The organism is Streptomyces sp. NPDC050759 (assembly GCF_044456945.1).
Taxonomy (GTDB): domain Bacteria; phylum Actinomycetota; class Actinomycetes; order Streptomycetales; family Streptomycetaceae; genus Streptomyces.
The window spans coordinates 917,771-929,571 of sequence record NZ_JBITGI010000001.1; the positions used below are offsets into that span (position 1 = coordinate 917,771).

General features: G+C 68.2%; 8 protein-coding genes. 3 read left to right on the forward strand and 5 right to left on the reverse strand.

What is annotated here, in order from left to right:
- Positions 1-131: 131 nt before the first annotated feature.
- Together ACIBJB_RS04090 and ACIBJB_RS04095 are read left to right on the forward strand one after the other, a co-directional pair.
- Positions 132-4,208: a HAMP domain-containing protein gene (locus ACIBJB_RS04090; RefSeq protein WP_398926245.1), complete on the forward strand. Its 4,077-nt coding sequence runs from the start codon at positions 132-134 to the stop codon at positions 4,206-4,208.
- A 13-nt stretch (positions 4,209-4,221) separates the two neighbouring features.
- Positions 4,222-4,770, forward strand: a complete 549-nt coding sequence (locus tag ACIBJB_RS04095; RefSeq protein ID WP_398926247.1) for a two-component system response regulator — start codon at positions 4,222-4,224, stop codon at positions 4,768-4,770.
- A 64-nt stretch (positions 4,771-4,834) separates the two neighbouring features.
- On the opposite strand, the gene ACIBJB_RS04100 is transcribed toward ACIBJB_RS04095, so the two are convergent.
- A complete protein-coding gene (locus ACIBJB_RS04100) occupies positions 4,835-6,709 on the reverse strand; it encodes an AMP-dependent synthetase/ligase (protein ID WP_398926249.1) in 1,875 nt (624 codons plus the stop codon).
- Between the two features lie 230 nt (positions 6,710-6,939).
- Positions 6,940-8,808 (reverse strand): translation elongation factor 4, encoded by a 1,869-nt coding sequence (gene lepA, locus ACIBJB_RS04105; protein WP_398926251.1) that lies wholly within the window; start codon positions 8,806-8,808, stop codon positions 6,940-6,942.
- A 255-nt stretch (positions 8,809-9,063) separates the two neighbouring features.
- Between lepA and rpsT the strand changes: the two genes are divergently transcribed.
- A complete protein-coding gene (gene rpsT / locus ACIBJB_RS04110) occupies positions 9,064-9,324 on the forward strand; it encodes a 30S ribosomal protein S20 (RefSeq protein ID WP_398926253.1) in 261 nt (86 codons plus the stop codon).
- A 238-nt stretch (positions 9,325-9,562) separates the two neighbouring features.
- Here rpsT and ACIBJB_RS04115 read toward each other — a convergent pair whose 3' ends face one another.
- The 3 genes from ACIBJB_RS04115 to ACIBJB_RS04125 all read right to left on the reverse strand — a co-directional run bounded on the left by ACIBJB_RS04115 (position 9,563) and on the right by ACIBJB_RS04125 (position 11,794).
- A complete protein-coding gene (locus ACIBJB_RS04115; protein ID WP_398926255.1) occupies positions 9,563-9,961 on the reverse strand; it encodes a nuclear transport factor 2 family protein in 399 nt (132 codons plus the stop codon).
- A 283-nt stretch (positions 9,962-10,244) separates the two neighbouring features.
- On the reverse strand, positions 10,245-11,234 hold the full coding sequence (gene holA, locus ACIBJB_RS04120; protein WP_398926257.1) for a DNA polymerase III subunit delta: 990 nt from the start codon (positions 11,232-11,234) through the stop codon (positions 10,245-10,247).
- A 314-nt stretch (positions 11,235-11,548) separates the two neighbouring features.
- Positions 11,549-11,794, reverse strand: a complete 246-nt coding sequence (locus ACIBJB_RS04125) for a hypothetical protein (RefSeq protein WP_398926259.1) — start codon at positions 11,792-11,794, stop codon at positions 11,549-11,551.
- Between the last annotated feature and the right edge of the window lie 7 nt (positions 11,795-11,801).

Here is an 11,801-nt window from a genome sequence, read left to right on the forward strand (position 1 = left end):
GAATACACCTCAGTCGATGCGGACAGAGTGACAGACTGACCACGCCCATAAGCGCCGAGTTACCGAAGTGGGCCGCCATGAGTGAGAACAGTGGTACGCCTGTGCTCGAAGACGGACAGAATGCCCACCGGATGCGAGCATCGGACCTGCGCCCTCTGCTCGCCGCGATGACCGCGGCCCGGGACGGCGACTTCCGCCGGATGCCGGAGTCCGGGGACGGGATCGTGGCCGAGCTGACGGCCGTCTTCAACCAGCTGGTGGACCGCAACGTCCACTTCACCGGCGAGGTCAACCGTGTGAAGCGGGAACTCGTGCGGCACGGCCGGCTCGACGAGCGGCTCTCCCCCAGCCCGGGCCAGGGTACGTGGACCTCCCGGGTCGACGACGTGAACCAACTGCTCGACGCCCTGGTGGCCCCGGCCGCCAACGCGACCCGGGTCCTGGACGCGGTGGCCGGCGGCGATCTGACCCAGCGGGTCGATCTGCACGACGGCAACCGGCAGTTGCGCGGTGATCTACGCCGACTCGGCCGGGCCGTGAACAAGATGGTCGACCAGCTCTCCCTGTTCACCGGCGAGGTGACCCGGGTGGCCCGCGAGGTCGGCACCGAGGGTCGGCTGGGCGGGCGGGCCAAGGTGACGGGCCTGTCGGGCAGTTGGCGGGACGTGACCGAGGCGGTCAACACCATGGCGTCCCGGCTGACCGCGCAGGTCCGGGACATCGCCCTGGTGACCACGGCGGTGGCCCGCGGCGACCTGACCCGTACGGTCACGGTCGAGGCGACGGGCGAACTGCTCGAACTGAAGCTGACCGTGAACACGATGGTCGACCAGCTCTCGGCATTCGCCGACGAGGTCACCCGGGTGGCCCGCGAGGTCGGCACCGAGGGGCAGTTGGGCGGCCGGGCCCAGGTACGCGGGGTGTCCGGGGTCTGGAAGGACCTCACGGACAACGTCAACTTCATGGCGTCGAACCTGACGTCGCAAGTGCGGAACATCGCGCAGGTGACGACGGCCGTGGCCAACGGCGACCTGTCCCAGAAGATCACCGTCGACGCGCAGGGCGAGATCCTCGAGCTGAAGTCCACCATCAACACGATGGTCGACCAGCTCTCCGCCTTCGCGGACGAGGTGACCAGGGTCGCGCGCGAGGTCGGCACCGAGGGCAATCTCGGTGGGCGGGCTCAGGTGCGGGGTGTCAGTGGCGTATGGAAGGACCTCACCGACAACGTCAACTTCATGGCGGACAACCTGACCTCGCAGGTCCGCAACATCGCGCTGGTGTCGACGGCGGTGGCCCAGGGCGACCTCGGCAAGAAGATCACGGTCGAGGCGAAGGGCGAGATCCTGGAGCTGAAGTCCACCATCAACACGATGGTGGACCAGCTCTCCGCCTTCGCCGACGAGGTCACCCGCGTGGCCCGCGAGGTCGGCACCGAGGGAAACCTGGGCGGTCAGGCGCAGGTGCGAGGCGTGTCGGGTGTCTGGAAGGACCTGACGGACAACGTCAACTTCATGGCTCTCAACCTGACGTCGCAGGTCCGCAACATCGCCCAGGTGACCACGGCCGTGGCCAACGGCGACCTGTCGAAGAAGATCACGGTCGACGCCCGTGGCGAGATCCTCGAACTGAAGGACACCGTCAACACGATGGTGGAGCAGCTGCGGGCCTTCGCCGACGAGGTCACCCGGGTGGCCCGCGAGGTCGGCACCGACGGCCGGCTCGGCGGCCGGGCCCAGGTCCTCGGCGTCTCCGGGGTCTGGCGGGACCTGACCGACAACGTCAACTACATGGCCGACAACCTGACGTCACAGGTGCGGAACATCGCCCAGGTCACCACGGCCGTGGCCAACGGCGACCTCTCCAAGAAGATCGACGTGGACGCGCGCGGCGAGATCCTGGAGCTGAAGACCGCCATCAACACGATGGTCGACACGCTCTCCTCCTTCTCCTCCGAGGTCACCCGCGTGGCCCGCGAGGTGGGCTCCGAAGGCCAACTCGGCGGCCAGGCGCGCGTCGAGGGCGTGTACGGCACCTGGAAGCGGCTGACGACGAACGTGAACGAGCTGGCGTCCAACCTGACCACCCAGGTCCGGGCCATCGCCGAGGTCGCCTCCGCGGTGGCCCAGGGCGACATGTCCCGCGCCATCACCGTGGAGACCCAGGGCGAGGTCACCGAGCTCAAGGACAACATCAACCTGATGGTGGCCAACCTCCGCGAGACGACCCGGGCGAAGGACTGGCTGGAGTCGAACCTCGCTCGCCTGGCCGCCCTGATGCAGGGCCACCGGGACCTGATGGAGGTCGCCGACCTGATCCTGCGCGAACTGACCCCGCTGGTGAACGCCCAGTACGGGGCGTTCTTCCTGGCCGACCCGGACGAGGACGGCACCTCGCTGCACACCGCCGTTCCCGCGAAGGGACTCGCCTTCATCGCGGGCTACGGCTCGGCGCAGGGCGCGACCGTCGACACCGGCGGCATGCCGGTCCACGGCCTGGTGCGCCAGGCGGCCCGCGAGAAGAAGCGGATCCTGGTGGAGGAGGCCCCACCGGACTACATCAAGATCAACAGCGGGCTCGGCGAGGCGGCCCCGGCCAGCGTCGTCATCATCCCGATCCTCTTCGAGGACAAGCTCCTCGGCGTGATCGAGCTGGCGTCCTTCTCCCGCTTCTCCGATGTCCACCTGGCCTTCTTCGACCAGTTCGTGAACACCATCGGCGTCGCCATCAACACCATCATCGCCAACTCCCGCACCGAGTCCCTGCTGGGCGAGTCCCAGCGCCTGGCGATGCAGCTCCAGGAGCGCTCGGACGAACTCCAGATGCAGCAGGCGGAATTGCAGCGCTCGAACGCCGAACTGGAGGAGAAGGCAGCCCTGTTGGCGACCTCCTCCCAGTACAAGTCGGAGTTCCTGGCGAACATGTCGCACGAACTGCGCACCCCGCTGAACTCCCTGCTGATCCTGGCGAGGCTCCTCTCCGACAACCCCGACGGCCATCTCTCCGACCAGGAGGTGCAGTTCGCGACGACGATCCACCGGTCGGGCTCGGACCTGCTCCAACTGATCAACGACATCCTGGACCTGTCGAAGATCGAGGCCGGCCGGATGGACGTACGCCCGAAGAAGCTGCCGCTCATCAAGCTGCTCGACTATGTCCACGCCACCTTCCGCCCGCTCACCCTGGACCGGGGGCTCGCCTTCGAGCTGGCGGTCGGCGAGGCCGTGCCGCGCGAGATGTACTCGGACGAACAGCGCCTCCAGCAGATCCTGCGCAACCTGCTCTCCAACGCGATCAAGTTCACCGCCGCCGGCCGGGTCGAACTGCGCGTGAACCGCATCAAGGACCCCGAGCACCGGTACGTCCGCGACAGCGACGACGTGGTCACCTTCGCGGTCTCCGACACCGGCATCGGCATCGCACGGGAGAAACTCCCGGTGATCTTCGAGGCGTTCCAGCAGGCCGACGGCACGACCAACCGCAAGTACGGCGGCACGGGGCTCGGTCTGTCCATCAGCCGGGAGATCGCGGGCCTGCTGGGCGGCCGTATCGTCGCGGAGAGCGAACCCGGCAAGGGCTCCACCTTTACGCTCTACGTCCCCGTCGTCAGCCCCGGCCACTCGGCGACCGGCCCGACCACCGAGGACCGTCTCCTGCCGGCCCCGGAGGACCTGTCCACCGAGCCCTACCCCACCGCCCACGACGCCGAGGACTCATGGCCGGCCCCCACCAAGCTGGAGGCGTGGACGACGGGCCGGGCAGGGCAGGTGCTGTCGGGACGGCGGGTGCTGATCGTCGACGACGACATCCGCAACGTCTTCGCCCTCACGCATGTGCTGGGCCGGGTCGGCATGTCCGTCCTGTACGCGGAGAACGGCCGCGAGGGCATCGAGACCCTGGAGCGCAACCCGGATGTGGAACTCGTCCTGATGGACATCATGATGCCGGAGATGGACGGCTACGAGACCATCGCCGCCATCCGCCGCACCCCGCGCTGGTCCGGTCTGCCCATCGTCGCGCTCACCGCGAAGGCGATGCCCGGAGACCGTGAGAAATCGATCGCGCGCGGCGCCAACGACTACGTACCCAAGCCGGTGGACGTCGACCAGCTGCTGACCGTCGTCTGGGCGCTCCTGGACCCCGAGGGCGCTCAGGCGGAGGAGCGGACCGACGCAGAGGAAGCGGTGGTCCCGCCCACCGACGACTGAATGAGGCAGTCACATGAGCAGCGCTGAGGCAAGGACCGACGAGAGCGCGGGCATCCTCCTGGTCGACGACATGGAGGACAACCTGATCGCACTGGAAGCCGTCCTGGGATCCCTCAACGAACCACTGATCCGCGCCCGTTCGGGCGAGGAGGCGATGAAGGCCCTGCTCCGCCGCCAGTTCGCCCTGGTCCTCCTGGACGTCCGGATGCCGGGCATGGACGGCTTCGAGACGGCGGCGCACATCAAACGCCTGGACCAGACGAAGGACGTCCCGATCATCTTCCTCACGGGCGTGGAGGACGACTCCGGCTACGCCTTCCGCGGCTACGCGACGGGCGCCGCGGACTACCTGACCAAGCCGTTCGACCCCTGGGTGCTGAGGGCGAAGGTGAGCGTCTTCCTGGACCTGCACAGAAAGAACCAGCAGTTGGAGCGACTGCTAGCGCGACAACGGGCGGACTACGAGGAGGTGAACAAGCAACTGGCCGCGCTGGAGACCGAGTTGGCCGATCCCCAGCGCACCCAGGTGAGAGAACTGCGTCAGCTTCTGGGGCGATTTTAGGGGCGCGGGGAACTGCGCGACCAGCCACAACGGACGCCAGTCGCACACGCTCCCCAGCCACCCCTCACGCCTCGCGAGACCCCGCGTACATCTCGTCGATGAGGTGCTTGTACTCCCGCTCCACCACAGGCCGCTTCAACTTCAGACTCGGCGTGATCTCACCATGCTCCACGTCCAGGTCCCGCGGCAGCAACCGGAACTTCTTGATCGTCTGCCACCGCTGAAGCCCCTCGTTGAGCTGCTTCACATAGCCCTCGACCATGGAGACGGTGACGGGCGCGGCGACGACCTCCACGTACGACTTCCCTTCGAGCCCGTTCTCCTTGGCCCACTCCAGGATGGACACCTCGTCCAGCGCGATGAGCGCCGTGCAGAAGTTCCGGTCCGCCCCGTGCACCAGGATGTTGGACACGTACGGGCACACCGCCTTGAACTGTCCCTCGACCTCGGCGGGCGCGATGTACTTGCCGCCGGACGTCTTGATGAGGTCCTTCTTGCGGTCGGTGATCCGCAGATACCCGTCGGGCGACAGCTCACCGATGTCCCCGGTGTGGAACCACCCGTCGGCCTCGAGGACCTCGGCGGTCTTCTCGGGCAGCCCATGGTAGCCCTCCATGATCCCCGGACCGCGCAGCAGAATCTCCCCGTCGTCCGCGATACGGACCTCCGTGCCGGGCAGCGGCTTGCCGACCGTACCGGTGCGGTAGGCCTCACCCGGGTTCACGAAGGAGGCCGCCGAGGACTCCGTGAGGCCGTAGCCCTCGAGGATGTGGATGCCGGCGCCGGCGAAGAAGTACCCGATCTCGGGTGCGAGCGCGGCCGACCCGGAGACACACGCCCGCAGGTTCCCGCCGAACGCCTCTCGGATCTTGGCGAAGACCAACGCGTCGGCGACCTTGTGCTTGGCGCCGAGCGAGAACGGGACGGACGCCGTGCCGGTGCGCCGGAAGTTGTCCTGGCTCTCCTTGGCGTAGGCGCGGCCGACCTCGGCGGCCCACTGGAAGATCTTGTACTTGGCGCCACCGCCCGCACGGGCCTTCGCGGCGACCCCGTTGTAGACCTTCTCGAAGATGCGCGGCACGGCCGCCATGTACGTCGGCTGCACGATCGGCAGATTCTCGATGATCTTGTCCACGCGGCCGTCGACGGCGGTGACGTGACCGACCTCGATCTGTCCGGAGGTGAGCACCTTGCCGAAGACGTGGGCGAGCGGCAGCCACAGGTACTGCACGTCCTCGCTGCTGATCAGACCGGTCGCGGCGGTCGCCTTGGCCATGTAGGCCCAGTTGTCGTGCGGCAGCCGTACGCCCTTGGGACGGCCGGTGGTGCCGGAGGTGTAGATCAGCGTCGCGAGCTGGTCCCTGGTGATCGCGCCGACCCGCTCCCTGATCAGCTCGGGGTCCTTCTCGAGGCGGGCGGCACCACGGGCCTCCAGCTCGGAGAGGGTCAGGATCCAGTCGGCGGTCTCGACCCCGGCCGGGTCGATCACCACGACATGGGTGAGGGCGGGCAGTTCGCCGCGCTTCTCGACCGCCTTGGCGAGCTGGGCCGCGTCCTCCGCGATCAGCACCCGGCTCTCGGAGTCGGAGAGGATGAACGCCGACTCGTCGGCGTTGGTCTGCGGGTAGATCGTGGTCGTGGCGGCGCCGGCGCACATGATGCCGAGGTCCGCGAGGATCCACTCGATCCGGGTCGAGGAGGCGAGGGCGATTCGCTGCTCCGGCTGTACTCCCAGTTCGATCAGCCCGGCCGCGATGGCGTACACCCGCTCCGCGGCCTGCGCCCAGCTGAGCGACTTCCACTCGTCCGGGCCCTGCCCGGAGGCCGCCGGCACCGGGTACCGGTACGCCTCGGCGTCCGGTGTGGCCGCCACGCGCTCCAGGAAGACGGTCGCCACACTCGGCGGACGGTTCTCGATCAGTGTCTGTGTGTCGCTCACGACATCCTCCGGGCCCGCGACAATGCGGCTGGCTCAGGTTTCGGCTTGTTTAACTCGCGAGTAACTATCGAGCAGGGATCAGAGTAAAGCGCGGCCGACCCGTTCGTAAGGGGCGGCGGCCTGTCACTTCCTACCGAGCGCGACCCTACGCACGCGTAGGGGTCCACCGCACTTTCGCACGACGGACCCCTTTCCGTCCGATTCGACGGGTAACCGGCTGTAACCCGCGGTTACTTCTTGCCCTTGCCCGACCCCGCGCTGTCATCGCTGGACAGAACGGCGATGAAGGCCTCCTGCGGAACCTCCACGGAACCCACCATCTTCATCCGCTTCTTGCCTTCCTTCTGCTTCTCCAGGAGTTTCCGCTTACGGGAGATGTCACCGCCGTAGCACTTGGCGAGAACGTCCTTGCGGATGGCGCGGATGGTCTCGCGGGCGATGACCCGGGAGCCGATGGCGGCCTGGATGGGCACCTCGAAGGCCTGCCGCGGGATGAGCTCGCGCAGCTTGGCGACGAGCCGCACACCGTAGGCGTAGGCCGCGTCCTTGTGCGTGATCGCGGAGAACGCGTCCACCTTGTCGCCGTGCAGCAGGATGTCCACCTTGACCAGGCTGGATGCCAGCTCGCCGGTGGGCTCGTAGTCCAGCGACGCGTAACCGCGCGTCTTCGACTTCAGCTGGTCGAAGAAGTCGAAGACGATCTCGGCGAGCGGCAGGGTGTAGCGGATCTCGACCCGGTCCTCGGACAGGTAGTCCATGCCGAGCAGGGTGCCGCGCCGGGTCTGGCACAGCTCCATGATCGAGCCGATGAACTCCGACGGGGCGAGGATCGTGGCGCGTACGACCGGCTCGTACACCTCACTGATCTTCCCCTCCGGGAACTCGCTCGGGTTGGTGACGGTGTGCTCGGTGCCGTCCTCCATGAGGACGCGGTAGACCACGTTCGGGGCCGTGGCGATCAGGTCGAGGCCGAACTCGCGCTCCAGCCGCTCCCGGATCACGTCGAGGTGCAGCAGGCCGAGGAAGCCGACGCGGAAGCCGAAGCCCAGGGCGGCGGAGGTCTCCGGCTCGTAGACGAGGGCGGCGTCGTTGAGCTGCAGCTTGTCGAGGGCGTCGCGCAGCTCGGGGTAATCGGAGCCGTCCAGCGGATACAGGCCCGAGAAGACCATCGGCTTGGGGTCCTTGTAACCGCCGAGCGCCTCGGTCGCCCCCTTGTTCAAGGTGGTGATCGTGTCACCGACCTTGGACTGGCGGACGTCCTTCACGCCGGTGATGATGTAGCCCACCTCGCCGACGCCCAGGCCGTCGGCGGAGAGCATCTCCGGTGAGTTGGTCCCGATCTCCAGCAGTTCGTGCGTGGCGTTCGTGGACATCATCCGGATGCGCTCGCGCTTGTTGAGCTGTCCGTCGATGACTCGTACGTACGTCACCACGCCCCGGTAGGAGTCGTAGACGGAGTCGAAGATCATCGCGCGGGCCGGAGCGTCCTGGACGCCGACCGGGGCGGGAACCTCCGCCACCACCTTGTCGAGCAGCGCCTCGACGCCGAGCCCGGTCTTGGCGGAGACCTTGAGCACGTCGTCGGGGTCGCAGCCGATGAGGTTGGCGAGTTCCTCGGAGAACTTCTCCGGCTGGGCGGCCGGCAGGTCGATCTTGTTCAGTACGGGGATGATCTTGAGGTCGTTCTCCATCGCCAGGTAGAGGTTGGCGAGGGTCTGGGCCTCGATGCCCTGGGCGGCGTCGACGAGGAGGACGGTGCCCTCACAGGCGGCGAGCGACCGCGAGACCTCGTAGGTGAAGTCGACGTGCCCCGGGGTGTCGATCATGTTGAGGATGTGCGTGTCGGTCTTGTCGTGGGTCGGGGCCCACGGCAGACGCACCGCCTGCGACTTGATCGTGATTCCGCGCTCACGCTCGATGTCCATGCGGTCGAGATACTGAGCACGCATCTGGCGCTGGTCGACCACGCCGGTCAGCTGGAGCATCCGGTCGGCGAGCGTGGACTTGCCGTGGTCGATGTGCGCGATGATGCAGAAGTTGCGGATCTGAGCCGGGTCGGTACGGCTCGGCTCGGGCACGTGGCTGGGGATCGCGGGCACGCAGGGTCCTGATTCTTGAGGCGTCCGCAGTGTCTGCGGTCTCGGGTCGGATCGATACGTAGCCTCCATGGTCCCACGCGCGGGGACCGGCGACCGGTTTGGGCCACTCGCGGAGCCGCTGGTAGTCTGAGTGGCTGTGTCCTCATGCCCTCTCAGCACGAGGCACAACTCCGAGAAATCACCTGGTACGGGACCCTGGTTTTCCCTTCGTGGGAATCCTCCTGGCCCCGTGCCTGAACCTGTAGAGGCTCATTCGTGGCGAACATCAAGTCCCAGATCAAGCGGATCAAGACCAACGAGAAGGCCCGGCTGCGCAACAAGGCCGTCAAGTCCTCCCTGAAGACCGCGATCCGCAAGGCCCGTGAGGCCGCTGCCGCGGGTGACGCCGAGAAGGCCACCGAGTACCAGCGCGCTGCTGCGCGTGCGCTCGACAAGGCCGTCTCCAAGGGCGTCATCCACAAGAACCAGGCCGCCAACAAGAAGTCGGCGCTTGCTTCGAAGGTCTCCGGCCTCTAAGGCTCACTCTTCTGATCTGACCGGTCCTGTTCCTACGGGACCGAACCGCCGGAAGGACCAGAGCGGGCCCTCTCTCATCCGCTCCCGACCGGCCCCCAGGAGCCACGCGCGGCCTGCGTTCGCCACGCGGGCGTGACTCCGACAGCTTGAACCGAAGGCCCCGGTGCCGTGCCCTTCCCCAGGGCAGGGCGACCGGGGCCTCCGTCATGACCTGCGCGGATTCTGGTCTGCCGGGTGGCTAGTCCGCCCAGAACTCATTGCTCTTGTCGATGTCCTCGACGCACTCGTCGAGATCGGTGACCTTGTCCCCGACGATCCGGAAGACGATGCACCCGGTGTCGTCCAGGCGCCGGCCCTTCCGCTCGGCCGTGAACCGGCACATCCCGACGGCGTGACCACGCCCGTCCACAGCGATCCCGAGCATGTCCAGACGCATCGACCCGCCGGTCTCCTGCCCGATCCTCTGATACATGTCGATGATCGCGTCCTGCCCCTTGAAGTCCCCCGAGAGCGGGTGACTACCGGGCACGTGATGCGTGGCGTCGTTCGCGATCAACTCCCGCAGGGTGTCCATATCCCCCCGCATGAACGCCTCGAACCCCTTGCGAACCAGCACTGCGTGCGGATGCTCAGCCATGACGACCGCCACCTCTCCGTTGTCCGGCGATGTTCGGCTGACACGACGATTCTCCTCCCGGGCGCCCGAAGGGGCGCGGGGAACTGCGCGATCGACCACAGCGTGGAGGCTGGGGTGTTGAGGCACGGCGTGTGGCCTGAAGGGGGAACGGCGTGAGGGGCCAGCGCCCGAAGGGGCGCGGGGAACTGCGCGACCAGCCACAGCGCATGCCGCGGACGCGCTACGGCACTGTGGGGCACCCCCGATGGCGCGACGGCTCCCGCACCACGGGACGTAATGCGGACTAACCCCGTCCCCGAGACCGCGCCGCCCGAGCAATCGCCACCACCGCCTTCTCCAGGGCGTACCCGGGATCGTCCCCCCCGCCCTTCACCCCCGCGTCCGCCTCAGCCACGGCGCGCAGCGCAACGGAGACCCCGTCCGGCGTCCACCCCCGCATCTGCTGCCGCACCCGATCGATCTTCCAGGGCGGCATCCCCAGCTCACGCGCGAGATCGGCGGGCCGCCCGCCCCGTGCCGACGACAGCTTCCCGATGGCCCGCACGCCCTGGGCCAGCGCACTGGTGATCAGGACCGGCGCGACCCCGGTCGACAACGACCACCGCAACGCCTCCAACGCCTCCGCGGCCCGCCCCTCCACGGCCCGGTCGGCAACGGTGAAACTCGAAGCCTCGGCCCGCCCTGTGTAGTACCGCCCCACGACGGCCTCGTCGATCGTCCCCCCGACATCCGCGACCAGCTGAGACACGGCGGACGCCAGCTCCCGCAGATCACTCCCGATCGCGTCGACCAGCGCCTGGCACGCCTCGGGGGTGGCGGACCGCCCCGTCCCCCGGAACTCCTGCCGCACGAAGGCCAGCCGGTCCGCCGGCTTGGTCATCTTCGGACAGAGGACCTCCCGGGCCCCCGCCTTCCGCGCGGCGTCGAGCAGTGCCTTGCCCTTGGCTCCCCCCGCGTGCAGCAGCACCAGGGTGATCTCCTCGGCGGGCGCCCCGAGATACGCCTTCACATCCTTGACGGTGTCGGCGGAGAGATCCTGCGCATTGCGCACGACCACGACCTTGCGCTCCGCGAACAACGACGGACTGGTCAGCTCGGCAAGCGTCCCCGGCTGCACCTGCTCGGGGCTCAGATCCCGCACGTCCGTATCCGCGTCGGCGGCCCGGGCGGCAGCGACCACCTCCCGCACAGCCCGGTCAAGCAGGAGCTCCTCCTGCCCCACAGCAAGGGTCACAGGGGCGAGGGGGTCGTCATGAGCAGTCTTCTTGGCCATCGCGTACAGCATGGCACGCGGCTCTGACAACGCCGTAGCTGCGGGCCGACGGGGGGCCGGTGGCGGGCCGGTGAGGGGCCGGTGGCGGGCCGGTGAGGGGCCGGTGGCGGGCCGGTGAGGGGCCGGTGGGGGCGCTGGTGCGGGTTGGTCGCGCAGTTCCTCGTGCCCCTGGACGGGAGCGGTCACTCCGGCCCAGCAGCGCTGCCTGCACGGCCCCACACCGGCGCGGACGAGCGAAACCCCACCCCCGCCCAGCCCACCGCGCCTCACCCAACGAACCCGGCCTCACCTCACCCGGCCAAGCCGCCGCGGGCTCATGGCTCTTCCCGCCACCCGTCCCACTCCCCGGCGAACTCGTTCAGCTCCCCGGCATCCAATCGCCCCGCCGCGTCCCGCAGCACCACGAGCCACTGCGCGTCCTCCGCATCGTCCTCCCCTGCCAGCGCGTCCCTCACGACCCGCGGCTCCTCATCCACCCCGAACCGCTCCGAGAGCGCCTCGACGACCTCTTCCGCGGCATCCCGATCAGGCAGCACCAGCACATGTCTCACATCGCTCACGGCACCA